The organism is Plastoroseomonas hellenica, assembly GCF_018129085.1.
Taxonomy (GTDB): Bacteria; Pseudomonadota; Alphaproteobacteria; order Acetobacterales; family Acetobacteraceae; genus Plastoroseomonas; species Plastoroseomonas hellenica.
The window spans coordinates 229,130-255,289 of sequence record NZ_JAAGBB010000001.1; the positions used below are offsets into that span (position 1 = coordinate 229,130).

Annotated in this window: 19 protein-coding genes; 5 read left to right on the plus strand and 14 right to left on the minus strand. The window is 70.6% G+C overall.

Annotated features, from left to right (window positions below; translation table 11 throughout):
- Positions 1-4 precede the first annotated feature (4 nt).
- The 3 genes from glgB to GXW71_RS00895 are packed head-to-tail and all read right to left on the minus strand — an operon-like array spanning position 5 to position 8,660.
- Positions 5-2,167 (minus strand): 1,4-alpha-glucan branching protein GlgB, encoded by a 2,163-nt coding sequence (gene glgB / locus GXW71_RS00885; protein WP_211850397.1) that lies wholly within the window; start codon positions 2,165-2,167, stop codon positions 5-7.
- The gene (treS, locus tag GXW71_RS00890) at positions 2,164-5,469 is read right to left on the minus strand and encodes a maltose alpha-D-glucosyltransferase (protein ID WP_211850409.1); all 3,306 of its coding nucleotides are present in this window, start codon (positions 5,467-5,469) and stop codon (positions 2,164-2,166) included. Before treS ends, glgB begins: the two co-directional genes overlap by 4 nt.
- Entirely contained in the window at positions 5,466-8,660 is a 3,195-nt protein-coding gene (locus GXW71_RS00895) for a maltotransferase domain-containing protein (protein WP_211850411.1), read from the minus strand. Before GXW71_RS00895 ends, treS begins: the two co-directional genes overlap by 4 nt.
- Before the next feature lie 202 nt (positions 8,661-8,862).
- On the opposite strand from GXW71_RS00895, the gene GXW71_RS00900 reads away from it, so the two are divergent.
- From GXW71_RS00900 to GXW71_RS00920, 5 genes are all read left to right on the plus strand, one after another.
- Entirely contained in the window at positions 8,863-9,525 is a 663-nt protein-coding gene (locus tag GXW71_RS00900) for an RNA polymerase sigma factor (protein ID WP_211850413.1), read from the plus strand.
- Between the two features lie 84 nt (positions 9,526-9,609).
- Entirely contained in the window at positions 9,610-10,182 is a 573-nt protein-coding gene (locus GXW71_RS00905) for a transglycosylase SLT domain-containing protein (protein WP_211850415.1), read from the plus strand.
- Entirely contained in the window at positions 10,179-10,988 is an 810-nt protein-coding gene (locus GXW71_RS00910) for a hypothetical protein (protein WP_211850417.1), read from the plus strand. Before GXW71_RS00905 ends, GXW71_RS00910 begins: the two co-directional genes overlap by 4 nt.
- A gap of 193 nt (positions 10,989-11,181) precedes the next feature.
- Complete coding sequence (locus tag GXW71_RS00915; protein WP_211850424.1) at positions 11,182-14,394, plus strand: LysM peptidoglycan-binding domain-containing protein; 3,213 nt, start codon at positions 11,182-11,184, stop codon at positions 14,392-14,394.
- A gap of 4 nt (positions 14,395-14,398) precedes the next feature.
- Entirely contained in the window at positions 14,399-14,755 is a 357-nt protein-coding gene (locus GXW71_RS00920) for a hypothetical protein (protein WP_211850426.1), read from the plus strand.
- Between the two features lie 61 nt (positions 14,756-14,816).
- Here GXW71_RS00920 and GXW71_RS00925 read toward each other — a convergent pair whose 3' ends face one another.
- The 11 genes from GXW71_RS00925 to sctJ form a co-directional block, all read right to left on the minus strand.
- A complete protein-coding gene (locus tag GXW71_RS00925; protein ID WP_211850428.1) occupies positions 14,817-18,629 on the minus strand; it encodes a hypothetical protein in 3,813 nt (1,270 codons plus the stop codon).
- Positions 18,630-18,641: 12 nt separating this feature from the next.
- Positions 18,642-19,694, minus strand: coding sequence for an EscU/YscU/HrcU family type III secretion system export apparatus switch protein (locus GXW71_RS00930; protein WP_211850430.1), 1,053 nt, complete (start codon positions 19,692-19,694; stop codon positions 18,642-18,644).
- A gap of 124 nt (positions 19,695-19,818) precedes the next feature.
- Positions 19,819-20,625 carry a type III secretion system export apparatus subunit SctT gene (sctT, locus tag GXW71_RS00935; protein ID WP_211850432.1) on the minus strand — a complete coding sequence of 269 codons (807 nt, stop codon included), beginning with the start codon at positions 20,623-20,625 and terminating at the stop codon, positions 19,819-19,821.
- A 6-nt stretch (positions 20,626-20,631) separates the two neighbouring features.
- The gene (gene sctS / locus GXW71_RS00940) at positions 20,632-20,901 is read right to left on the minus strand and encodes a type III secretion system export apparatus subunit SctS (RefSeq protein WP_211850434.1); all 270 of its coding nucleotides are present in this window, start codon (positions 20,899-20,901) and stop codon (positions 20,632-20,634) included.
- 4 nt (positions 20,902-20,905) lie between these two features.
- A complete protein-coding gene (gene sctR, locus GXW71_RS00945; RefSeq protein WP_211850436.1) occupies positions 20,906-21,562 on the minus strand; it encodes a type III secretion system export apparatus subunit SctR in 657 nt (218 codons plus the stop codon).
- Between the two features lie 6 nt (positions 21,563-21,568).
- Positions 21,569-22,549 carry a type III secretion system cytoplasmic ring protein SctQ gene (sctQ, locus tag GXW71_RS00950; protein WP_211850437.1) on the minus strand — a complete coding sequence of 327 codons (981 nt, stop codon included), beginning with the start codon at positions 22,547-22,549 and terminating at the stop codon, positions 21,569-21,571.
- Positions 22,537-23,022, minus strand: a complete 486-nt coding sequence (locus GXW71_RS00955) for a hypothetical protein (RefSeq protein ID WP_211850438.1) — start codon at positions 23,020-23,022, stop codon at positions 22,537-22,539. The genes sctQ and GXW71_RS00955 overlap by 13 nt, the downstream gene beginning before the upstream one ends.
- A complete protein-coding gene (locus GXW71_RS00960) occupies positions 23,019-24,314 on the minus strand; it encodes a FliI/YscN family ATPase (protein WP_211850440.1) in 1,296 nt (431 codons plus the stop codon). The genes GXW71_RS00955 and GXW71_RS00960 overlap by 4 nt, the downstream gene beginning before the upstream one ends.
- A complete protein-coding gene (locus GXW71_RS00965) occupies positions 24,311-24,847 on the minus strand; it encodes a FliH/SctL family protein (protein ID WP_211850447.1) in 537 nt (178 codons plus the stop codon). The genes GXW71_RS00960 and GXW71_RS00965 overlap by 4 nt, the downstream gene beginning before the upstream one ends.
- Positions 24,844-25,374, minus strand: coding sequence for a hypothetical protein (locus GXW71_RS00970; protein WP_211850455.1), 531 nt, complete (start codon positions 25,372-25,374; stop codon positions 24,844-24,846). The genes GXW71_RS00965 and GXW71_RS00970 overlap by 4 nt, the downstream gene beginning before the upstream one ends.
- Positions 25,374-26,159 carry a type III secretion system inner membrane ring lipoprotein SctJ gene (gene sctJ / locus GXW71_RS00975; protein ID WP_211850463.1) on the minus strand — a complete coding sequence of 262 codons (786 nt, stop codon included), beginning with the start codon at positions 26,157-26,159 and terminating at the stop codon, positions 25,374-25,376. Before sctJ ends, GXW71_RS00970 begins: the two co-directional genes overlap by 1 nt.
- Between the last annotated feature and the right edge of the window lies 1 nt (position 26,160).

A 26,160-nucleotide genomic window follows, 5' to 3' on the forward strand; every position in this document is an offset into this window, starting at 1 on the left:
GCGATCAGGCCTCCGGCATCAGCATGATCGTCGCAAGTGGCGGCAACACCAGCGGCAAGGATGTCGGGTGGCCATGCGCAGGCTCTGTCTCGGCGTGGACGCGGCCGGCATTGCCGATGCCGCTGCCGCCATAGACCTCGGCATCCGTGTTCAGCACTTCGCGCCACCAGCCGGCCTGAGGAACGCCGAGGCGATAGCCGTAGCGGGGCTCGGGCGTCAGATTGGTGATCATCAGCACCGGCGCCTCGGCTTCCGCAAGCCGCAGCCAGGCGAAGACGCTCTGTGCGCGGTCGTCGCCGACCACCCACCGAAAGCCTTCCGGGCTGGCGTCCTGGCGGTGCAAGGCGGGCTGCGTGCGATAGAGCGCATTGAGATCGGCGACCAGCCGCTGAACGCCGCGATGGCGGGGATCATCGAGCAGGTCCCAGGGCAGGCCGGAATCATGGTTCCACTCGCCGGGCTGCGCGAACTCGCCGCCCATGAACAGCAGCTTCTTGCCTGGATGCGCCCACATGAAGGCGAGATACGCGCGCAGGTTGGCAAAGCGGCGCCACGCGTCACCGGGCATGCGTCCAAGCAGCGACGCCTTGCCATGCACCACCTCGTCATGGGAGAGCGGCAGGATGAAACGTTCTGACCAGGCATAGACCAGGCCGAAGGTCATGCTGTCATGGTGCCAGCGCCGATGCACCGGGTCGTGCTTCATGTAGTCCAGGCTGTCGTGCATCCAGCCCATGTTCCATTTGAAGGAGAAGCCGAGCCCGCCTTCCGCGACCGGCCGGCTGACGCCGGGCCAGGCGGTGCTTTCCTCCGCGATCATCAGGGCGCCGGGGCAGCGTTCGGCGACCACGGCATTGACCTCACGCAGGAAATCCACGGCTTCCAGATTCTCGCGTCCGCCATAGCGGTTCGGGATCCATTGGCCTTCACCACGCGAGTAGTCGCGATAGAGCATGGAGGCCACCGCATCGACGCGCAGCGCGTCGACATGAAAGGTCTCCAGCCAATGGATCGCGCTCGCCATCAGGAAGCCACGGACCTCGTGACGGCCGAAATTGTAGATCGCCGTATTCCAATCCTGGTGCAGGCCTTCGCGGGGATCGCCATGCTCGTACAGCGCCGTGCCGTCGAAGCGGTACAGGCCATAGGCGTCGGTCGGGAAATGCGCCGGCACCCAGTCGAGGATCACGCCGATCCCGGCCTGATGCGCGCGATCGACGAAACGGGCGAAGCCTTGCGGATCGCCGTGCCGCGCGGTCGGCGCGAAGAGACCCAGCGGCTGATAACCCCAGGATCCGCCGAAAGGATGTTCGCCGATCGGCAGCAGCTCGACATGGGTGAAGCCAAGATCCACGACATAGGGCAGCAGACGGTCCGCCAGGGCGTCCCAAGACAAGGGGCGCCCCTCGGCATCGTGCCACCAGGATCCCGTATGGACCTCGTAGATGGCGATCGGCGCCCGCACGTCCTGGCGCGCCGGCCGCGACTGCATCCAGACCGCGTCCTCCCAGGCGTGGGGAAGGGGATGCGCGACGCGTGAGGCGGTGCCCGGCGGCAGCTCGGTCTGCAGAGCGAGCGGGTCGGCCTTCAAGGGCAGCAACCTGCCTTGGGCATCGAGCAGCTCGTATTTGTAGAGGGTGCCCGGACCGACACGCGGGATGAAGATCTCCCACAATCCGGCCTCCACGCGGCGGCGCATCGGATGCCGGCGGCCATCCCAGCGATTGAAGTCGCCGACCACCGAGACGCGGCTGGCATTCGGCGCCCAAACCGCGAAGCGCACCCCAGCGACGCCATCAACCGAGACGCATTGCGCACCGAGTACGCGCGCCAGCTCGAAATGCCGCCCTTCGGAGAAGAGGTGCAGATCGATGGCACCGAGCTGCGGGCCGAAGGCGTAGGGGTCTTCTGTCTCCTCCACACCGTCGGGCCACAGGATGCGAAGGCGATAGCGCTCCTCCGCCGGGATCGGTCCCTGGAAGAAGCCCGCCGGATGTCGCCGCTCAAGCCGTATCGGCGCGGCCCCTCCGGAGGTGATGACCTCGACCGCTTCGGCACCGGGGGCGAGGCAGCGCAGCCCGCCCGCATGGCGGCCAAGGATCGCGAAGGGGTCGCCGTGACGCCCCTGCACCAGTGCCTCGATCGTCGCATCGTCCAAGGCGTTCATGCCAGCAGCCGCCGTGCCAGCCGGTCCAGGCCGCGCAACGGCACGGGAAGCCAAGCCGGCCGATTGGCGATCTCATAGCCGATCTCGTAGGCGACCTTCTCCAGAAGGAAGATGCTCATGATGTCCTGCTCCCCGGAAGCGCGCAGCCAGGGATGCGGTTGTCCCTCGGCCACAGCGCGGTAGGCGTTGAGGAAGGCGGCCGTCGCCGCCTGCTGCCAGGCATCGAGCGCGGCCTGGCGCCGCTCCGGTGCCGGCATGTCCGCCATCGCGCTTTCCATCGGCAGCATCGCGGCGGCGTAGTCGAAACTGCGCAGCAGGCCCGCCACATCCTTCATGGGTGAGGTCTTGGCGCGACGCTCGTCAAGGCTACGCGCCGGTTCTCCCTCGAAGTCGACGATGACAGCGTCGCCCTGCACGACCAGCACCTGGCCGAGATGGAAGTCACCATGCACGCGCGTCTTCAGGGCAGCGCCATCCGTCAGCCGCAACCGGTGCAGGGCGTCGAGCAGGGGCTGCCGGCGCTCGATTAGGGATTGCGCCAGCGCGGCGGTCTCCTTGTCGTCCCAGGGGTCGCGGCGTGCGAGGGCCTCGAATGCCGCCTCCAGCGAAGAAGCGGTGGCGGCCACCCAACGGGTGGCATCCTGCGATGTCGCGGCCTCCGGCGCGAAGGCCGCATCCTCGTTCGGCCTGGCAAGTGCCGCGTGCATTTCTGCAAGACGCCGGCCGATGGCAGAGGCGAAGCCGATATAGCCTGCAAAGGGATCGCCAGCCTCGGCGTGATCCGCCTCCGCCTCGTTCATGGCTCGGCGCAGCCAATCGAGCGTCCAGCCCCAGCCGTCGCCCTGGTTGCGCACGAAGGCTTGCATGATCAGCAGCGTGCTCGGCACGCCGTCGGTGCCCGCGCGTTCCGCGTGACCGAGCAGCGGTGCCACGCCTTCGACACCGGCTTCGGTCAGGAACCGGGTCATCTCCACCTCGGGGTGGATGCCGGGCGCGGTGCGGCGGATGATCTTCATGACCATCGCATCGCCGATCACCAGGCTCGAATTCGACTGCTCCGCCGAGAGGCGGCGGATCTCGGCATTCTCGGGCAGCGATGTCCGCGACAGCAGCGAGGTCGGCTGGAAGCGCAGCTCCCCGTCGCTGCCGGGGATCGAGGCGCCGGCGCGAAGCGCTGCGACGACTGCCGGCGCGAAGGCATCGGAGGCGAAGGCATCGGTGATAAAGCCGACCCGTCGGCCGAGGCGGAAGCGACCGAGCGCAAGCTGGGACGGTAGCGGGGAGATCGCCTCGGCCTCCTCCACCATCGCGAGTGGCAGGCAGAAGCGCTCGGTGCCTCCGCCGACGTCCACATCGACCTCGGCCATCGCGACGCGTCCGCCGGTGCCGGGTATTGCCGCGATGCCAGCGAAGCGCGCAGAGCTCACCGCCCGGTCCTTGGCCGAGAACCAGCGGCGCTTCATGAGGTATTCCTTGAGCTCGTTCTGCTCCAGGTCGGCGCGCAGCGGGCCCTCTAGCATCTCGGCGAGCGGCGCCTTGAAGACCCGGGTCCGAAGCTCCGGCATCGGCTCCGGGGCCGGCGTGTGCCAAGCCGGCAGCGCGCCCTCGTTCGGCAGTGCGAACCAGTAGAAGCCGTAAGGCGGCAAGGTCAGCAGATAGGGGAGTTGCCCGATCGGCGGGAAGATGCTGCCGCCGAGCATCTCCACCGGCACGCGGCCTGCGCAGCCCGACAGGTCGAGTTCCACGGCCTGGGCCGAGCGTGAGAGGTTGAAGACGCAGAGCGCGGTGCTGCCGTCAAGCTCGCGCAGATAGGCCAAGACCTTGCGGTTGCCGGGATAGAGCAGCCGCATGCTGCCGCGCCCGAAGACGCTGCTGCGGCTGCGGACGGCAAGGATGCGCCGCATCCAATGCAGCAGCGAATGCGGATCGCGGATCTGCGCCTCCACATTCACTGCCTGGAAGCCGTAGAGCGGATCCTGCAGCGGCGGCAGCACCAGGCTCGCCGGATCGGCGCGGCTGAAGCCGCCATTGCGGTCCGGGGCCCATTGCATCGGCGTACGAACACCGTCGCGGTCGCGCAGGAAGATGTTGTCCCCCATGCCGATCTCGTCGCCGTAGTAGATGACCGGGGTTCCCGGCATCGACAGCAGCAGGCCATTCATCAACTCGATCCGCCGCCGGTCGCGCTGCAGCAGCGGCGCCAACCGCCGCCGGATGCCGAGGTTGATGCGCGCGCGCCGATCGGCGGCATAGGTGGACCAGAGGTAGTCGCGCTCCTGGTCGGTCACCATCTCGAGCGTCAGCTCGTCATGGTTGCGTAGGAAGATGGCCCATTGGCAGGCCGCCGGGATATCGGGCGTCTGGCGCAGGATGTCGGTGATCGGAAAGCGATCCTCCTGCGCGATCGCCATGTACATGCGCGGCATCAGCGGGAAGTGGAAGGCCATGTGGCATTCATCGCCATCGCCGAAATACTGCTGCGTGTCCTCCGGCCATTGATTGGCTTCGGCGAGCAGCATGCGGGCGGGATAATCCTGATCCAGCCGTGCACGGATCCGGCGCAGGACCGCATGCGTCTCCGGCAGGTTCTCGTTGTTGGTGCCATCGCGTTCGATCAGATAAGGCACGGCGTCCAGGCGCAGCCCATCCACACCGATGTCCAGCCAGAATTTCATCACGCTGAACACGGCTTCGAGCACGCGGGGGTTGTCGAAATTCAGGTCCGGCTGGTGGCTGTAGAAGCGGTGCCAGAAATAGGCCTGGGCGACCGGATCCCAGGTCCAGTTCGACTTCTCGGTATCGAGAAAGATGATCCGCGTATCGAGGTAGCGCTGATCGGTCTCCGACCAGACGTAGAAGTCACGCGCGGAGGAGCCGGGCTTGGCCAGCCGCGCCCGTTGGAACCAGGGATGCTCGTCGCTGGTGTGATTGATCACCAGCTCCGTGATGACGCGCAGCCCGCGCGCATGCGCCTCCTGCACGAAGCGTTTGGCGTCGCGCAGTGTCCCATAATCCTGATGGATGCCGCGATACTCGCTGATATCATAGCCGTCGTCGCGGCGCGGGCTCGGGTAAAAGGGCAGCAGCCAGACCGTGTTGACGCCGAGCTCCACGATGTAGTCCAACTTCTGCAGCAGCCCGGGAAAATCGCCGATCCCGTCATCATTGCTGTCGAAGAAGCTCTTCACATGCAGTTGGTAGATAACGGCGTCCCGATACCATTCGGGATCGCCATCGACCGCCGTCGGATGCGTCAGGGATGCGGTGGCCGAGGCGCGTGAAAGCCGGGTGGTGCGGTTCATCGGGCTGCCTCCGGCCGCGCACGCCATATGCCGAAGGGAAGCATGCCGGGGTTGAGGGTAATGGTCCGGTGCTTGCCGTGCCAGGTCGCGGTACCGCCATGCATCAAGTCGTCCACAAGCAGCACGGCATCGTCACCGAGCCCCCATTCCCACAAGGGCACTTCGACGGCGGCGGATTGCGGCGCGAATGGATCGAGGCTGACCGCGACCAGCACGACATTGCTGCGGTCCACATTCGCCTTGCGATACCAGAGCACGCGATCATTCGCGGCTGTGTGGAAGGCGAGCCCGCGATGCCATTGCAGTGCCGGGTTGGCGCGGCGGATCACGTTCAGTCGGGTGATCTCTTCGACGATATCGCCCGCCGCGCGTGCCGGGCGGGCGCGAATTTGGTACTTGTCGCTGTCCTTGTACTCTTCCTTGCCCGGCATCGGCTCCGCCTCGCAGAACTCATACCCCTGCAGCATTCCCCAAAGACCGGAGAGCGTGGTCGCCAATGCGGCGCGGATCAGGAAGCCAGCGCGCCCCGAGCGTTGCAGGAAGATCGGGTTGATATCCGGCGTGTTGACGAAGAAGTTCGGCCGGAAGAAGTCGACCAGGTTGGAGCCGGGCGTGCTCGCGGTCAGTTCCCGCAGATAGGCCTCGATCTCCTGCTTTTCGTTCCGCCAGGTGAAGTAGGTGTAGGATTGCGAGAAGCCGAGCTTCGCCAGCCGCTGCATCACTTTCGGCCGTGTGAAGGCCTCGCTCAGGAACAGCGCGTCGGGATACCCGGCGCGGATGTCGGCGATCAGCCATTCCCAGAAGGGTAAGGGCTTGGTGTGCGGGTTGTCGACACGGAAGATGCGCACGCCTTCCTTCGCCCAGAAGGCGACCACGTCCCGCAGCGCCAACCACAGGCCCGGGATCGCACCCGGCCGGTAGAAATCGACATTGACGATGTCCTCGTATTTCTTCGGCGGGTTCTCCGCGTAGCGGAGGCCGCCATCGGGCCGCCAGTCGAACCACTCGGGATGGTCGCGCAGCCAGGGATGGTCGGGGCTGCACTGGATGGCGAAATCCAGTGCCAGCTCCAGCCCATGCGCCGCGGCGGCATCGCGCAGCGCGCGGAAGTCGTCGAGCGTGCCGAGGTCCGGGTGGATCGCGTCGTGGCCGCCCTCGGCAGCGCCGATCGCGTAGGGGCTGCCCGGATCATCCTCGGCCGGCGTCAGCGTATTGTTGCGACCCTTGCGGTTGATGCGGCCGATCGGATGGATCGGCGGGAAGTAGAGGACATCGAAGCCCATGTCGCGGATCGCGGGCAGCCGCTGCATCACGTCCCGGAAGGTGCCGTGGCGAGCGGGATCGCCGCTCTGGCTTCGCGGAAAGAGCTCGTACCAGGATGCGAATTGCGCCGCGCGCCGATCTGCGTCGACCGGCATCTCCTCGCTGGCCGCCTGACCCGGGCGCTGGTCGGCCCGGGTGATCAGCGTGGCCGTCGCATCGTCGGTCAGCAGGGTGATCCGCTCGGCGGCGCTGCCGGCATTCAGCCTCGTGAGAAGCGCGTCGAGTGTACCCGCTGCCACCTCCGCCATGGCCTCGACCAGCAGCCGTCCTTCTTCGATCTCCAATGTTACGTCGAGGCCCGCGGCACGCTTCTTGGTGAGTTCGTCGCGATAGGTCGCGAAGCGGTCCGGCCAGCCCAGGACCCGGAACAGATGCGGACCGACGCGCTCCGGCAGGAATTCGCCGGACCAACGGTCGTTTCCGATGTGGCGCATCGGGGCCTCGCGCCACGCGGCCTCGTCCCGGGCACGCCACTGCAGGGCAGCGGCGATCTTGCCATGCCCGTCGGCGACGATATCGGCTTCCACCCTAACACGCTCGCCGACCACGCGCTTCGCGGCGAAGCGCCCGCCATCGACCGCGGGCGTGACGGCTTCGATGGCGACGCGGGGGGCAGCGGCCGCAGCAGCGAGACGCGCCGTGCTGGGATCACGCTTCCGCTTCGGCTCGCGCGGCGCGGCTGTCACGATGGGGCTGCAGGGTGATCCGACAAAGACGCGTATGCCGCCCGGCGGCAACAGGATAGGGGTGTGGCCGAGTTCTGTACCCTCCGCGTCGCTGAAGCCGGCCAGGCGTCCATCCAGCATCGGCAGGATGCTGGATGGATCGAAGCTGGCGGGCCTGTCGAGATGGCGGTTGGCGAGGGTGAGTTGGCCGGGCGCCTCGAACAGCACCGCCACGGCCGCGTCCTCGCCGCTCAGGATGTCGAATGTCGATGCTGTGGGTGCCGGGCGCGCCGAGAGACGGCGGTTCGCCTGCCGCACGGCCGCGGTAAGGTCGAGCTGCGCATGACTGCGCAGGCGCTGCCAGTCGTCGGCGCCGAACTCGGGATGGGCCAGGTCGGAGGGCAGGCCGAACTCGAAGCCCATCGGCAGCAGCAGACCATGGCCATTGACGGTGGCGACGCCGAGAAGCCGCTCCGCCGCGCATTGCATCGCCGGGCCAGGTGCTGGGGCGGGCTGCAGCCCGACCGCATGGGCGACCGGGGCAACCGGCTGGAGGCGCATCAGCTCCTGCCGCAGCCAGGCGGCGCCGAAATCCCACCAGGCCAGGCTGCTGTAGGTGACATCGAAGCAGCCTCGCGGCAGCCGGCTGACCGTTTCCGCAGCTTCGCCCGGCGTCCAGGCCGAGAAGGACCGCCCTGGCAGCGCCGCCGCCAAGGCTTGCCACACGGCGGGTGGCGCCATGCCGATCGCCTTGCATCGGTAGCCGTTGACGCCGCGGTCGCCCCAACGCCGCAGCACAGGGATCCAGTATTCGGCGAGGGCATCGCCATCCGCGGCTTGAAGATCGAGTTGCCGCAGCCCCGGCGGCGGCTGGATTTGGCGCGGATCGGCGAAGCGCCTGTCCGGCGCGCGATACCAGTCCGGATGGCGCTGCCGGAGGGCAGCGGCTTCGCCCGCGATATGGAGCGCGAGATCGAGTTGCACCTGAAGGCCAGCCGCAGCCGCTGCCTCGACGATTGGCGGCAGCGTGTCGACATCGGCGCTGCCGAGATGCCGCGGCAGGGCCAGGAGCAGCGTGTCGAAACCGAGCTCCGCGATCGAGGCGGCAAGATCGGATGGCGCCTCATGCCAGGAGCGGATCAGATTCAGCGCGTAGATGCGTCGGGGCCTGGCCGACGGTCCGCGGTCGACGCCCTGGGTCATGCTTTGGAGATTCGGGCGAAGGGCCGGTGGCGAGGCTTGCGTCATGGGGTAGTCAACGATGCGTCGCACGATCGGTTTCGCGACGTTCTGCTGCGAAGGGGCGTGGGGACGCCCCAAGTGAGGCCGTGCAGGACGTTAGGCCCCCGTGAAACTTTCGGGTCAGCAACTGGTTATTATGGCCGTCACGATGAGCAGGCTGTCCATGAGCGTCCAGACCTCGTCTCCCCAGGACCGCATCTGCGATGTGCTGCAACTCCTTCCGCGACTGATCGCCTATGCGCGAGGTCTCGGTTGCTCCGAGGAGGATGCGCCGTCACTGGTTCGGGATGCTGCCCTCGAAGCGCTGACCGGAGCGCCTCCGGACATGTCGCTTGACGACATCGGGGAGGTGCTGCGCCGGGGTATCGGCATCCGATGCCTGGCGGCCGGTCACGCCCCGCAGCGCAGTGCCTCGAGCGAGTATCTGGAGGGAACCCGTCTTGCTCATCAGGAACTTCAGCTCAACCTGGAAGCCCTGGACCGGATCGATCCCAACCTGCGGCGGGTCTTCGTTCTTCGGATATTCAACCGAATGGGTTTCAGCGGGATCGCGAAGGCACTTAAGATCCCACTTCGCCAAGTGAAGACAATGGCCGAGCGTGCTGTGCGGGAGATCGCCTCGATGCGCGGCGGCGACCGGCTTCCCGCTGCCACGCTGCGCATCGCACCGACCACCGCCCGCATGGCGGCGGCGAGCGCTCCTCTGGTCGGACGCGTGAAGCAAGCCCCGGTCGTGAAGCCTTTGCCCTCGCCGCGACAGTCGCCGGCAGCCGAGCTCAGGGTGGTGAACGGAGGCAAGAAGTGGAACGGTTCCGGCATGGCGTGAGATCGCCTCGGAACCAAAAGCCCCGCCCGTCGCCTCGAATTCTTCACATGACGTCCGCACGGATCGGCGCCATCGCGGGTGGCGATGCGTGCCTCTGTCCTGCTGTTCGTAGCCCTCCTGACCGTGCCGATGACGGCGCATGCCTGCCGCGCTGCCGTGCAGAGCGCTGAGCTGCGGCATCAGATCCCACCCGGCCTGCTGATCGCGATCGCGGAGGTCGAGAGTGGCGGGTATCCCTGGGTGCTCAACACCGCCGGCGAAGCGCGCCGCTATGCGAGCCGGGAAGCGGCGCTCGCTGATGCGGGGGCATTGCTGGCCCGTGGGATTCTGCCGCTCGATGTCGGCTGCATGCAGATCAGTCTCGGCTACCATCGCGGCGCCTTTCCGAACCTTGAGGCCGCCTTCGATCCCGACGGGAATGCCGATTACGCCGCGCGCTTTCTGATGTCGCTGTTCCTCGAGAACGGGGATGGGGACTGGGGGCGGGCGGTGGCGCAGTACCATTCGCGCACCGCCTGGCGCGGCGACCAGTATCGGCGCCGCGTCGCCGCGGCCTTTGGCCAGCAACCGCGGCCTCGCGTCGCGGTACGCCAGGCGCCACCGCGTCCGGCGGAGCCGCGGCAGGTGACGATGCGCGTGGTCCGCGTCGGGCAATGATGCGTCGCCGCGCATTGCTGACCTTCGCCGTACCGGCCTGCGCCGCCGGTGCGCAGGCTCAGGATGACGGGTCCGACGATATCCTCGCTTTGGTCGAGCTCGTCGGCGGTCAGACCCCGGACGGCACCGCGCGCGTGGCGATCGCCGAGGCGGCGCTTGCTGCACAGCATCGTGACCCCGTGGCGCAGGCCCGCGCGCGGCGTGAGAGACTGGCCTTCCTGGAACAGCTCCGCGGGGCGGACGCGATCGAACGCGCGCGCCTGCGCATCCACGCGCGCGGGACCCTGTGGTTCGAGTGGAACAATGCCGATGGCGGCGTCGCCAGGCGGACAGCCTTCGCGCTCGACCCGGTCATCGCTGTCGCGTCGCGCAGCCGCCTGGTGGTGACCGAGCAGGAGCTCTCGGCATTGCTTGCGGCCAATGCCCGCGCCGGCGAGGTCGCCGGAATCACACCGCCGCCGGTGGATCGGCAGGCGCTGACGATGGAACTGGCGCGCGAATTTCCGGCATGGCCGCTCACGCGCCAGCGCGGCTTCGCAGTCGCGAGCTTCCGTCTCGCGCAGCTCGATCGCGCATGGCAGGCGGCGACGGCGGCGGAGCGGGATGCCGCGACGCGACAGGCCCGGCAAAGTGTCCGGCAGCCGCAGGAGGTGCCGCTGCTCGCGCGCGCGCTGGAAGCCGCCGCCGCAGCCGGCCGCCCCCTTTCGGAGTTCGGCCGCGTGGTCACGCCGCCGCTGCCGCGAATCGGGGAACAGCTCGGTATTATCTCCGGCATGAGCGGGGCGCTGCGCAGCTTCAATCCCTGACAACAATCGCGCGAGCAGCCGCAGCAGTGTCATGCGTGCCAGTGCAGCTATCACCGCGCCTTCTGGTTAGAACATTCCGGCTTCGGTCACCTCACGCCGGCGTGGTCATGGAGCTGTACCGAAGCTGAGATGGAGCGGATTGCTGCAGCTTGCGAAGCGATGCGTCGAGAATCGCCAACAGGAGGAGCGCAGGATGCCGCCTCTCGACGCCACGTCGCAGACGAACAAGCCCGACCCCAGCGAAAGCACCGGTGGTGCGCCGCCGCCCGATACGGCACCGGACAGCACTGCCTTCGATGCCGCAGCCTCGGAAGCGCGGGCGTCGAACCCGCCGCCAGCCGACCCATCCGCATCCTCCGGCCAGCCCGCTGCGCCGGCGCCGGCCAGCCAGCCTGGCGCGCCGGCACCAGCGGACCCCTCCGCCTCATCCTCGGTCGGTCAGCCGCCCGCCGGAACAGCGCCGACCGACCCGTCCGCGAGCCAGACCACCTCCGAACCGCAAGACCCCAGCGCGAGCGGCGTCGGCGATGCCGTCAACGGCACGGTCCGCAACGGCACCGATCCGCTGGAGGCGATCCAGCGCCTCGACAGCACCGGCGACACCGCGCAGTTCAACGCAACCGCCGAAGGCAAGGTGCTGGTGCCGGTCCCGACGCCCCGCGGCGTCGTGCAGGTCGGCGGCAAGGGCCAGTACGGCTACAATATCGGTGTCGAGCGCACAGGAGAGACTGGCCAGCCGCCGAGCTACGACGTCACCTTCGACAAGCGCCTGCTGGCAGGGCCGCAGATCGAGACCGGCAAGGGCATGACGCCGGAGGGCACCAGGGTCGGTGCCGAGCTCAATTTCGGCACCGCCGATCGCGTGCGCATGCAATTCGACAACCCGGAGGATGCGGCCCGCGCCGTCCAGCTTCTGGAGCGCACCGCGCTCGCCGAGACGGCACGCGACGCGGCCCGGCTGACCGATCCGTCGCTGAGCAACCCGGCCGGCAATCCGCTGAACGGCTCGGAAAGCAGCGACAACAACACCAACGCCCAGGACAGCTATGCGCCGGGCGGCGATCTCAACCCGGCGACGCATCTGCGCAACTTCGCCGACCAGGTCGCACCTTCGGCGGCCGATCAGCAATTCCTGCAGGACCATGTGACCGGCTATGGCCAGGAAGTCAGCGGTCAGTTGCGGGTGCGGGCGGAAGCCAAGTTCGGCCAGTTCGGTCTCGAAGGCCGGCTCGACGGCAATACGAGAGTGATGCGCGAGGTGACGCTGCCGCAGGACGGCCAACCCGGCACGCTCTCCTATTCGATCGAGAACGGCGTCGAGCTGACTGCGAAGGAGAAGGTCGATCTCACCGACGGCCTCTTCACCGGCCAAATCTTCCACAACAACGGTGAGCTCGGGGTCGTCGCGAACAACGTCGTCGATATCGGCCAGGTGAACAACCGGCTGACGCTCTCCTGGGATTTGCCGGACAGCGCCTTCGCCGGCGGTGGCCAGCCCTTCCCCGATGCCGATGTGCTGGGGAATGAGGCGCTGCATCCGGACCGCGTCTCGCTCTCCACCACCGCCGAAGGGACGATCCAGAACCCGCTCGATCCCTCGCGCACCGATCTGGTGCGCGGCGAGAGCACGATCAGCCTCGACAACCCCGATCATCACGCGATGGAGCTGATCAAGGGCGGGATGCGCGGCGACATCCGCGGTGCCCTGAACGGCCTGTCGCAGGATGTGGAGGCGAGCCAGACCGCGGAGATCGTGCGTCGTGACGGCAGCCAGACCCAGACCGAAATCGGCGTGAAGGTGGATGGCATTGGCGAGGCCAAGGGCTCCCTGATCCTCGAGCTCGGCAATGACGATGTGGTGTCCCGCGCCACCCGCTCGACCCCGCCGCCCGCCGATCCGACGACCCCCACTGATCCGGCGGATCCCACTGATCCCTCGCAGCCGGCACAGCCTGAGCAGGTCGTGGTGGTGCCGCATGACGGGCTGAATGTGCGCGCCGAGCCTGGCGCCGATGCCGCGCGCAACGGCGTCCTCTCGCATGGCACCTTCGCGCAGCCGACCGGTCAGACGGCGACGGATGTGGAGGGGCGCCCCTGGATCGAGGTGACCTCGACCGACACCAATGATCGTCCGGTCACCGGCTGGGTGGCGCAGGAATACACCCAGGCGCATCCCCAGGGTGCAATGGACGCGACCGGCCGCATGAATCCGGAGCTGGAGGCGGCTGGCTATCGCGAGGTGAAGGTGGCGGAAGGCGACACCGTCTGGGATATCGCAAAGCGCGAAGGCGCCGATTTCCAGGAGACAGTGGCGCTCAACCAGGACCACCTGATCGACCCGAACATGATCTTCGAGGGCGACACGGTCTATGTCCCGGGCACTGGTCGGCCGCCGGTGGCCGAGCCGCCGGCAGAGCCGCCCGCACCGCCTGTCCAGGATCCGAGCGGTTCCTCGGATAGCCAGCCGGCGCCGTCCGATCCGAGCGGCTCCTCGGGCAGTCAGCCGGCGCCGTCCGATCCGAGCAGCTCCTCTGGCAGCCAACCCGCGCCGTCCGATCCGAGCAGCTCCTCTGGCAGCCAACCCGCGCCGACCAATCCGACGGACAGCCAGCCGTCTGATCCGAGCAGCTCCACGGGCGGTCAGCCGACGCCGCCGCCCTCCGACCCGAGCAGCTCTTCTGGCAGCCAACCCGTGCCGACCAATCCGACGGAGGGTCAGCCGGCCAACACCGCCGGCCGGCCGGACATCGCCGGCATCGAGAACCAGTACCGTGTCGCGTCGGACGGCAATGAGCTGGTCGATTTCCAGGCGAAGATCCTCGGCATCTCCGTGCCCGGCGGCTCGGTCGAGGGCATCACCCCGACCGAATCGCGCCTGCTCGGCAATCTCGGGCCGCTGGAGCTGAACGACTTCAAGGGCGTGGTGGACGGCGCGCGGGAGAAGGCGGCCGAGGTCTATTCCGGCGACGGCCACCCGACCCCGCCCGGCATCGGCGAGGAGAACCGCCAGAGCTGGGTCTACAATGACGGCCACCAGGACGCCTTCCGCCATGCCTACTGGAACGCGACCATGGCGAAACACCAGGGCGCCGACTTCGCCGAGCAATATGCGACGGCGCATGAGGCGCTGCCGGCGGACAAGGTCAACCAGACGCGCGAGACCATGGACCTCTACAACAACGAGGTCGGCCGACGTATCCAGGCGGAGAACCCGGATGCCTCGGATGGGGAGCTCGCGACCTTGGTGCAGCAGTCAATCGAGCGCGGCGAGATGCTTGTCGTGGATTCGCATGGCAACCTCGCCTGGAGCGATCAGGTGCCGGTCGGCGAACATGGGCGGGCACCGGCCGGGGGCGATCGCCCGGGCGGCATGAACGTCCCGGCTGGCGACGCCTCCGAGAGCTGACCGGGTGAGGAAGAGTGTGTGGATCGCGGCGGCGGCGCTCATCATCGCCGTCGCCGGCTATGGAGGATACATGAGCACCACCACGACCGGCTTCGACGCCGAAACCTGGCGCGCGCATCGCAACGCCAGCCCGCAGGACAATCCCCGGCGCGAGATGCTGCGCGCCGTCCAGGAGGATGTGCTGCGCCCGGGCCGCGGCCGCGACGAGATCCTCGCCATCCTCGGTGAGCCGGAGCGCCGCAGCAGCCAGGCGGACCAGTACGACATGGGCCCACACCGCTACGGCATCGACAACGAGACCCTGGTAATCGAATACGACGGCGAAGGTCGGCTCACCGGCGCGCGCGTCACGCGCGGCTGAAACACCTCCGCCGAAGCACCAATCGCCGCACGGGCACGCGCCCATGCGGCGATCGCGTTCATCAGCCCGTCCGTCGCTGCGCCTGGTCGCCATCCTCCGGCGCCGTGTCGTTCATGCGGCCGAGGCGGAGATACGGCGCCAGATAGCCGCGCTCCACATCGGTCTGCGCCGCATGGCCCAGACGCGCGGCGAGCGCGCCCTGATCGCCATGCACCAGCGGCGCACCTTCGGTGAGATGCACGAGCGCGGCCTGGCCATAGGCATCCAGCGCCGCCTCCAGCGCCTCCCGCGGCAACGTGCCGCGTTCGGTCTCCACCACGGCATGCAGGAAGGCTTCGCGCGCCGCCGCGAGTGCCAGCTCGGCAGGCTCCGTGCCACCGGCGGTCGCGCGATCCGCCGGCACGCCGAGCCGTCCGGCGGCGAGCAGTGCGCCCCCGGTCAGCGCTTCCGACAGCGCTGCGCGATGATCGCCCGCCGCGTCCAGGAGCGCGCCGAGATCGAAGCCGGACGCCTGGAAGGTCGCCCAGGCGGCGGCGCTGCCCTGCCGCGCCGCGATCCCGAGCAGCGCCTCGGCCGGCGGCACGCCCGGCTGCAGCACCGGCGGGCCTGCGGCATCGAGGCCGGCGAGCGTCGTCGCCCATTCGCGGGCGACGCCGGCCCAGGCCTCCTGGCGGCGCGCCACCTCGCCCGGCGGCAGCCACCAGGCGAGGCGCACCCGCTCCATCTGCAGCAGCGCATCGGCGAAGCCGGTCCGCGCCTGCTCGGCGAGCCCGCCCTGCGGACCCTTGCCGGCGGCATGCGCGGGATCGAGGCCATAGGCCAGGAACAGGCGCAGATCCTCGCCGGCCGCCGTCGCGGACACGTCGCGTGGGCCGCGGCTGGCGCGCCAGGTATCGTTGTCGAGATGCAGCGCCCGCACGCGCGGCGGCATCTCCTCCGCCGCCGCGACCGAGGTCTTGCGGATGCCGGCGAGGCCCAACGAGAGCAGCGAGCCATCCCAGGTCTCGAAGCCGCTTCCGGGCGGCATCTCGTCGAGCGTCAGGGTGCCGGCGACAGCGGCGCGATGCAGCCGCGCCGCTTCCAGCATCGCCTCGGTGGCGCCTGCGGTGCCGAGGGCGACGAAGATGCGCGTATCGTCCATGCGCCAGAGCCGCGTGTCGTCCGGCAGCGCCTCGGCGCCCGGGCCGGTTGCAAGATCGAGCGGCACCGGCGTCGGCCGCATGTACTCGATATAGGGGCCGAGCAGCCCGGCCAGGCTGTCGGCGCCTGCATCGGCGCCACCCGAGAGGTGCAGCACCGCGCTCGCCGGCATCTCCTGCGGGGTCGCGGTCGGCCCGCCTTGCGGCGCAGCGAGTGTCGGCGCCGTGCCGAAGGTCTTCACTGTCCCATCCGCTAGCGCCAGCTTGCCCGACACCGTGAGTGCCGACGGCATGCCGTCGGCACCGAGGGTCATGCTGACCGAGATGTCGATGCTGCGCGGCGCCCCCTGCACCCCGGCCAGGGCCTCCGCCAAAGCGGGGGCGAGGGCTGCCGCGACCTGGGGCGCCAGCGGGCCCAGCACCTGGCTGGCGCCGGCCGCCTCGAAGCCGACGATCACGGCACCGGTGCCGGGATCGTGCTGCAGCGTCAGCCCGGCGCCGAGCGGCGTCGGCGCCGGCAACGCGATCTGGTCCGCGATCTCGCGCGATATCGCGACCGGGGTCCGGTCCGGCAGCGCCGCGACCGCGGTCGCATTGGCAGGCAGCGGGGCGGGCCGCGATTCGCCGGCCGGCGTGGTCTCGCTGGTAAGCGGCGTCACCCGCGTGCCGCCGAGGGCCATGATCGCCAGATCAGTGCCTTGCAGTGGCATCGCGCGCGGCGCGGTGCCGAGGATCGTGCGGGCATCGCCGGCGGTGCTGGCCCAGCCGGATGCCTGATGGCTCGGCAGCAAGGTCAGCCCGGACTGTTCCTCGACCTTGCTGTTCAGCGCCACCCAGCGCTCCTGCACGGCGAGTGCGGCGCGCGGCTCGGCGCCGGCGCGCAGCAGCCCGGCGAGCGGGCCGGGCATGGCCTCGATCTGCGCGAAGGCGGCGGCGTCCAGCGCGCCCGGCGCGCCGAGCAGCCTCGATGCGACCTGCCATGGCCGTTCGGCGGCCAGGGCGGCATAGGCCGTCTGCGACATGCCGAGGCTCTGTGCGGGCTGGGTGCCGAACAGGAGGTTCAGCAGGTCGCCCGGCAGTTCCAGGACCTCCGGAACGAGATCCTGCGGCTTGTGCTTCTGCTGGCCGGGGGCCTTGTCCAGGCCGGGGGGCGTCGCCGGCGCCGATGCGTGGGCGGCGGCGTGGGGGTGTGCCGGTCCCGCGTAGCCGGGATCGGGGCCGATGTAGTTCCGCGCCGTCGCCCAGTCCTGGCTGCCCGGCGCGAGCGGTTGCGGCGTGGCGGCGGGCCCGGTGACGCCGATCGGGTCAGTCGTCATCGCGTTCCTCCTCTCTGCGGATGCGGGTGGCCCGGCGGATGGGCCGATCTGCGCGGAAGCCGCGGCGGCCAGTATGGTCGATGCGGCAGTCGGGTTGGCGGTGGCCTGCTGGGATGGCGCCGCCACCGGTCCCAGGGGGGCCTTCGGCCCCAGGCCTGGGACCTGCATGGGTTCCGGCTCGGAGAGCCGGTTCAGAAGATTGCCTGGCAATTCCAGGACCTTCGGGACGAGGTCCTGCAACCGATGCTTTTCCTGGCCGGGCGCCTTCTGCAGACCGGGGGGCATCGCCGGCGCTGCGGAATGCGCCGCCGCCGGGGAGGGCGCGGCAGGCCCGGTATCGGGCCCGATATAGTTGCGCGCCGAAGCCCAGTTCTCGCTGCCCAGGACCGAGGTGGCGGGCGGCCCGGCGGGGCCGATTGGTGCGGTGGCCATTGTCGTTGTCCCCGTTTTGGGTTCGGGCTGCGCGGTCATCGGGCCAGGCCTGGGCGCGGCGCCCGGCGCCGGCTGAGGCCCCGACAATGCGCTCAGCAAATTGCCCGGCACTTCGAGGATTCTCTGAACGAGGCCCTGCGAGCCGGGATTTGCCATGGCGGGTGACTTGGCAGTCGCTGCCGGGCCAGTCGCAGCAGAGGAAGTCGGCACCGTCGCCGTCGGCTGCGTGGTGGAATCGCGCCCGATGTAATTGCGCGCCCCTGTCGAAGTCGCGCCACCTGGCATCGGGCCCTGCGGCGCGGCGCCAGGACCGATTGGTGCCGAAACAGTCATCGTCATCCCAGCGGCCGGTTCGGCCCGCGCGTTCATCGGGCCAGGCTTGGGTGCGGCGACCGGCGCCGGATGAGGCCCCGACACCAGGCCCATCAGATTGCCCGGCAACTCGAGGATCTTCGGGATGAGGCCCTGCGCCCCGGGATTCGCGGCGGTGGATGGCTTGGCTGTCGCCGTCATGGGCGCTGCGGGGCCTGCCGCGGCGGAAGGCGGCGCAGCCGCGGTGGGCGCCGTGGCGGCATCGCGCCCGATGTAGTTGCGCGTCCCTGCCGGAGCCTGGCCACCCGGCATCGGGCCCTGCAGTGCGGCTGCAACCGATCCGGCGACACCGTTCGGATTGGCCGCGGAGGGCATGCCGGGCTGGGTCTTCGCAGCAAGCCCGGGGGCCTGGGCCGCAGGCTTGCCGAGCAGCAGGTTCAGGAGATCGCCCGGCACATCCAGGACGGTTGGGATGAGTCCCTGCTGCCCGGGCGTTTCCGCGGCCGCGGGCTTCGCCGCCGCCGGCGTCGCGACGGGCGCCGATGCCGGCGCATCGGGCGCGGCGCCGGGGTCATGCCGGACGTAGCTGCGCGCGCCCGGCCAATCCGCGCCGCCCGGGAAGGGCTCCTGCGCCGCGGCGGCGGATCCGGTGAGGCTGATCGGACCAGTCGGCATTGCGTTCCTCCCTCACAGGGCACCGACGCGCACCAGCGCGGCGGCGACTTTCTGGAACAGGTCCTGCGGTACGAAGCTGCCGGGCGGCGCGCGGCGCGCCAGCGCAGCCGCCAGCGCCGCGTCCTCGACGGTGGGGATGCCGGCGCGCGCGGCTTCCGTGACCAGATGCGCGCCGCGCGCGACGACCGCGGGCACCGGCGTCTCGCCGCGCACGAAGCGGATCGCGATGGCCGGGCCGTCCGGCTGCGTCACCAACAGCGTCGCGTGACGCAGGCCGGTCCTGACCGGCGGTGCCCCCGCCGCGCTCCGCATCAGCCGGCGCCGCGCATTGCGCACTAGCGGATCGCCCTCCTGCTCCTTGCGCTCGCGCTTCTGCTCGGTGAGCGACATCCGCATGTCGCGCCGGAACAGCCAGTTCTGCAGCCCGACATCGGCAAGGCCGGCGACCAGGAACAGCGCGATGGCAGCGACCAGCATCGGCGTGAACAGCCCCTGCACGGCGCCGCGCACGCCCTCCATCCCATGCGCGGGCACCTGGACCAGCGCGCCGAGGCCGCCGATCAGGATGCCGGTGAGCACCGCCGCGATCAGCAACGCCTTGAGCATCGCCTTCACGAGCTCGATCAGCGACCGCATCGAGACGATGCGCTTGGCACCCTCCACCGGATTGAGTTTGCTGAGGTTGGGCGACACCGGCTGCATCGAGAAGGGGATGCCCTTCAGCACCACGATGGCGCTCAGCACCGCGAGGCCGAGCGCGATGCCAAAGGCCGGCACCACGGTCGCTAGGGCCGCATCGCGCGCCGCCGCGCGCAGATGGCCGAGCCCCACCAGCCCATGACCGGCGGCATGCTCGTCGAGCGCGATGCCGGCCGCCCGCAAGAGGCCGGTGCCGGACGCGACGAAGCCCGCCGCACCGAGCAACAGGAGGCAAAGCACGCCGGCCAGCGCGGTGCCGCTCACCATGTCGCGGCTGCTGGCGACCTGGCCCTTCTTCCGCGCATCGTCGAGCTTCTTCTTCGAGGGCGGAAGCGGCCTTTCCTCGCTGTCGTCCTGCCCGCTCATACCGGCCAGCCTTTCGGCTGACTCGGTATGAGAGTCCTTGTTTGGCGCGCGGCCGCCCCACCAACCCCGCGCGCGATACCGCCGAGCTTCATCGCCAGCAGCTCAGCATTGAAGCTCGGCGGTATCATGGCGCAAAGGGCCTGAGCAGCGCCGCGCCGCCGCCGAGCGGCACGATCAGGTCGCGGAGATATCCCGCCAGGAACAGCGCGTAGACCGGCATCGCGAGCACGAAGACGATGCCCTTCACCGCCATCGCGAGGTCGAAGACATTGAGCGCCGGCGCGAAGCGGCCGATCAGTGCCAGCGAGAATTCCGCCAGCAGCAGTGCGACCAGTACCGGCCCCGCAATCACCAGCCCGAGGCGCAGCATGCGGTCGAGCAGGCCGATGGCGTGCAGCCCCGCCTCCGCCGAGAGCCGCGGCAGCGGATCGAGCGCCGGCCAGATCCGCCAGGATTCCCAGGCCGCGTCCAGCAGCAGCCGGAGGCCGCCGCCGGTGAAGAAGATCACCGCCAGCGACAGCACCAGCAGCGTGCCCATGATCCCGGCCTCCCCGGCCTGGGACGGGTCAGGGATGGTCGCCGCCTCGCTGCCGCGCTGCTGGTCGATCAGCTCGCCCGCCGTCTCCGCCGCCCAGAAGGGCACCGCGAGGATGGTGCCGATCAGCAGCCCGACCATCGCTTCCTTCGCCAGCAGGAAGGTCAGTGCGGCGCCGCCGATCGCCGGCGCCGCTTCGATCGCCGGACGCAGCATCGGCACTGCCGGCAACGCGAGTGCCAGCGCGGCGCCGCCCCGCAGCAGCCCGGTCAGGCCGAGCCGCGTGAAGACCGGGGAGACGGCGATGATGCCGAACATCCTGGCCGCCGCCATGGCCCAGGCGAGCAGCGGCCCCATTGCCTCCCGCATCAGATCGAGGAAGCTGGTGCCGGCCATGGCGCGCTACCGGGACAAGGTCGGAAAATCGGTCATCACCCGCTCCGCCTGCCGCAGCAGCGGGCCGGCCAGCAGGGGCCCTGCGATGACGATGGTGAGCAGCACGGCGATCAGCTTCGCGGTCTGCGGCAGCGACTGGTCCTGGATCTGGGTCACCGCCTGCAGCAGCCCGACGACCAGCCCGACCGCCGCCGCGACGCCGAGCACCGGCAGCGAGAGCCAGAGCACCAGCGTCAATGTCTGCTGCAGGTGGGAGACGAAGGCGCCGTGATCCATCGCGTCAACTCCCCGCATAGGATAGCAGCAACCCGTGGGTCAGCCGCGACCAGCCATCCACCAGCACGAAGACGAAGAGCTTGAAGGGCACGCTGATCACCAGCGGCGAGACCATCACCATGCCCATCGCCATCAGCACGTTGGAGACGATGAGGTCGATCGCGATGAAGGGCAGGTACAGCAGGAAGCCGATCTCGAAGGCGCGGGTCAGCTCGCTGATCGCAAACGCCGGCACCAGTACGATGAGATTGTCGGAGGTGAGCTGCGCCGCGGTGTCCGGCGGCCAGAGGCGCTGCGCCGCCTGCACCAGGAATTCGCGCTCGCGCGGATCGGCGAAGCGCTCGAGGAAGGCGCGCAGCGGCTCCGCCGCGGCCTGGGCGATGCCGAGAATGCCCTCGGCCGAGGCGAGATTGCCCTGCTGCCCGGCGACGGCGGCGTAGATCGCGGCGGTCAGCGGCGCCGAGACATAGAGCGTCAGGATGATCGCGATCGCATAGAGCACCAGGTTCGGCGGCGTCTGTTGGGTGCCGAGCGCATTGCGCAGCAGGAAGAGCACCACGGAGATCTTCAGGAAGGCGGTCAGCGTCACCACCGCGAAGGGCACCAGCCCGACCGCGGCGACGCCAGCGATGATCGTGAAAAGGTCGGGGCGCAGTTCCATCCGCGATCAGCCGCGCAGCAGCGACAGCACGCGCACCGCGAGCGTGCCGCCGACCTCGACCAGCTCGCCCTGCCCGATGCGGCGGCCATTGGCGAGGATGTCGACGGGCCCGGCCAGCGGGTCGCGGCCGAGCGGGAAGATGTGGCCCTCGCCGACCGCGCCGAGCTCCGCCAGTGACATCTCCGCCCGGCCGACCTCGAAGGCGAGGCGGATCGGGATCTCGTCGAGCGGCAACTCGTCGGCCGGCTGTTGTTCGGACATGGTCCACTCCTGAAGGCCGAGGGCGGCGGCGCGGCGACGCGGGCCGGCGGCGCGGGCGCGCTCATCCAGGCGCACCGGCCAGGCGAGGCTCTCCGCCGCCACCGCCACGGCCTCGTGGCGGCGCGGTCGCAGCGCCGATGGGAGGATGGCGTCGCCGGGGCGGAGCGTGGCGAGCGCAGCGCGCGGCAGATCCGCCATTGCGATGCGCAGCGAGACCGGGATCGGCACCGGCGGCAGCGCCGGTTCGGCCGGCAGGGCGCCGAGCAATTCGATGGCGGCCGCCAGCAGCGGTGCCGGCAGCTCGAGCGCCACCCGGCTGCCATCCGCCAGCGCGAAGCCGAGATCGGGCCGTGCCTTGCCGGCGCCGAAATCGCGCGCGGCGAGCGGGCCGAGGCCGGATTCGAGGGGGACCAGCACCAGTTCGAGCGCCGCTTCCGCGAACAACGCCCCGAGCGCGCCGCGTGCAGCCACCGCGGCGGGATCGAGCGTCGCCAGCAGTGCGTCCCAGGCCGCATCCGGCGCCTGGATCCGCAACGGACCTTCGGCGCTGTCGAGCGTCAGCACCGCACCGGACGCAGCGCCGGGCGCCGCAGGGCGAAGCGACAGGCCGCCCGGCAGCATGACCGGCGCGCGGCGCCGCGCCAGCCGGTTGGCGGCGCGCATCGCATCCGGGGTAAGGGCGGGCGCGCGCCAGCGGCTCACGGGCGGCGGGGTCAACCCGTCCATCGCGTCGCCCGCGTCTCCGCGGTCTCCTCGTTCACCGCCTCGGCTTCGCGCTCCGCCGCCGCGTCCTGTTGCGTCGCGAGCTCGGCGCCGAGTGCGTCCCAGGCTGCCAGCCGCCGGGCCGCCAGCGCGTGACGCTCCTCCGCGCGATTGCCAAGGCGGATCAGCGAAGCGGCTTCGGCACCCGCCACGCGCGCGCGTTCCGTGAGCCGACCGGCGCGGGCGGCGAGATCCAGCAGCTCGGCCTGGGCGATCGCCAGCGGCGCCGGCCCTTGCGGCGCCGCGAGCAGGCGGCGCGCCAGGATGCCGCCGCGTGCCTGACGCAAGGCGCCGAAGGATCGCGCCATCAATGCCGCCCGCTCGGCATCCTGCCGCGCGGCTTCCGCCTTGGCGCGGGCCGCCGCCAGCGCCGCCGCCTCGCGCCGTTCGCGCAAGGCCTTGAGCGCCCGCAGCGTGGCGAGATCCTCGGCCGTCACGCGGCGAGCTCGCCGAGGCGCCGGACCGTCTCGGCGAATGCCGTCGGCGCCTCCTCCGGTTGGCGGAGGAAGGCTCGGATCGCCTCGATCTTGCGGATTGCCTCGTCGGCCAGGGGATCGGTGCCGGCGCGATACTCGCCGACCCGGACCAGCAGCTCGATCTCCGCATAACGCGCCAGGAGGCGGCGCAGGGCCCCCGCCGCGGCCCGATGCTGCGGCGTCACCGCCGCCTCCATCACCCGGGACCGGCTGGCGAGGATGTCGATCGCCGGATGGTGCTCGGCCGCCGCCAACGCCGGCGACAGGATCACATGCCCGTCGAGGATCGACTTCACCTCCTCCGCGACCGGGTCGGAGGCGAGCTCGCCTTCCAGCAGCACGGTGTAGAAGGCCGTGATGGAGCCGGTCGCCGCCGGCCCCGCGCGCTCCAGCAGGCGGGGCAGGGCAGCGAAGACGGAGGGTGGGAAGCCGCGCCGTGTCGGCGGCTCGCCGGCGGCGAGACCGACCTCGCGCAGGGCTCGGGCCAGCCGCGTCACGCTGTCCACCAGCAGCACCACGCGCATGCCCTGGTCGCGGAACCACTCCGCGATGGCGGTCGCCACCTGCGCCGCCTTCATCCGCTCCAGCGCCGGCCGGTCGGAGGTGGCGGCGACGACGACCGCCCGCCGCCGCGCCGCCTCCGGCAGATGCCGCTCCAGGAACTCACGCACTTCACGCCCGCGCTCGCCGACCAGTGCCACCACGAAGGCGTCCGCCCGCGCGCCCTGTACGATGCGCGCGACGAGGGTCGATTTGCCGGCGCCGGGCGGCCCGAAGAGCCCGACGCGCTGCCCCTCGGCCGCGGTCAGCAACCCGTCTAGGGCCCGGACGCCGAGCGGCAGCGGCCGCGACACCAGGCTGCGCGACAGCGGTGTCGGCGCCGCGGCATCGACCGGCACGCGCGGGCCGGGCGGCAGCGGGCCGCGGCCATCGATCGGTCGGCCGAGACCGTCCAGCACCCGGCCGAACAAGGCTTCACCCGCCGGCGCCTCGAAGCCGCGCCCGGTCGGCGTCACCAGCATGCCGGCGGCCAGGCCCGCGACCTCGCCGACCGGGGTCAGCACCGCGCGGCCCTCGGCGACCGACACGACCTCCGCCGCCAGCCCGTCGCCGACCCGGCAGAGCTCGCCCAGGCGCAACCCGCCGAGGCGTACTTCCAGGGCCGTGCCGAGCACGCGTTCGACGCGGCCGAAGCGGGCACGGGTCTGGGCGGTCGCGATCCGTGCCCGCAGCCGGTCCAGTGCCGGCCTCATGGCGTCAGCGCCGCGCGCAAGGCGGCGATCTGCGGCGCGATGCCGGCGGCGACGCTGCCCGCCGCGCTCTCCACCACGCAGTCATCCTCGGCGAGCGACGCATCCGCCAGCAGCACCAGCGTCTCGACCGCCGGCGCGATCTCCGTCCGCACCCGCTCCACCGCGACCGGGTGCACGCGGAGCGTCACGCGCGACCGCGCACCGAGTTCGGAGATCGCGACCGCCGCCGCCGCGGCGACCCGTTCGGCGGGCGGCATGGCACCGATCACCCGCGCGACGCCGGCGACGATCGCATCGGCCAGCGCAGCCTCCAGCCCCTCGGCCTCCGCCCGCACCCGCATCGCGGTTTCGGCGAGCAGGCGGGTCACCGCAGCCGCACCGTCGCTGCGTCCCCGCTCCAGCCCTTCCTGCCGCGCGGCGGCGCGGATCGCGGCGGCTTCGCTCCGTGCCGCCTCCAGAACCGCATTGGCTTCCAGGCGGATGCCGAGTTCGGCGGCAGGGATGACGCGGCCGAGGGGACGTGGGGCGGTCATGCCAGCGCCTCCGGCGCGATGGCAGCGAGGATCGCACCCGCATGGGTGCGGTGCGGCTCGCCGGGCTCGACGTCGAGCTCGGGCGCCAGCCGGATCGCGATCCAGTCGGGCAGCGGCGCGGGCAGTGCTTGGCGCCAGGCGGCGAGCAGCGCGGCGCCATCCGCCGCGATGCCGCCCTTGCCGGGGTCGGCCGGCGCCAGCGCTGCATGGGCCAGCGCTACGCGCCGCGCGGCCTCGCCATGCTCCGCGACGAAGGCGGCGACATCGGCGCCGCGCAGCAGGGACCGGATCTGCGCCGCGTGCCAGACCGCGCCGGCCAGGATCGCGGCACGCCCGAGCGTTGCGGCCGGTGCCCCAGCCAGCATCGCCTCCGCGGCCGGCAAGCCGGCCAGGGCCGCTTCCGGTGTGCCAAGCCGCGCGGCGACCAGGGCGATGGTGCGGGCACCGAAGCGCGGGGAGGCCAGCAGCCGCGCGGCGGTCGCCGTCGTGACGCCGCCGAGCAGCGGGGCTGCGCGCCCGGGCTGCATCAGCGTCCGGTCCTGGCCGGCAGGCCGGTCGTGGTCCTGGGCCGCGCCCGCGACCAGCCGAGAAGGCCCAGCAGCAGCACCAGCAGGGCGGCGCCGGCGGCGAGCGCCATGCGCAGCGGCCCGGCGCTGTCGGCCGAAACCCAGAGGCCCAGCACCTGCTCCATCGGCGGCGGGGCCGCGACCGGGGCGGCGACGGCGGCGGGCACCAGCGTGACGGTCACCCGATCATAGGAGAGACCCGCGACGGCGCTCGCGACCATCAATTTGATCTGCGGCACCAGCGCCGCGACCGGGGCATCCGGCACGTGGCGGATGAAGACGGCGGCGGAAGATGGCGTCGCTTCGCGGCGCAGCGCGTCATTCTCCGGCAGCACGAGATGCACCCGCGCCGCCAGAACGCCGTCGATCTCGGCGACCGTGCGCGACAGCTCCTGCCCCATGGCCCAGATCAGTCTGGCGCGCTCCTCGGTTGGCGAGTTCACCAGTCCGTCGCCGCGGAACACCTCGCCCATGGAGACGAAGGACTGGCGGGGCAGGCCCTGCGCGCGCAGGGCCTCGACCGCTTCGGCGAAGCGCGATTGCGGCACCTGCACGATGACGTTGCGCCCGCTGGTGTCGCGCGCGGCGGGATCGGTGTGGCGCTCGGCGGGGATGCCCTGGCGCAGCAGCGCGGCCACCACCTCATTCGCCTCGCGCTCGCTCAGCCCGCGGTTCAGCTCCACCTTGCAGGCCGTCAGCGCCAGCAGCAGCGGGATCAGGATCAGGATCAGGAGGCGCGGGCGCATG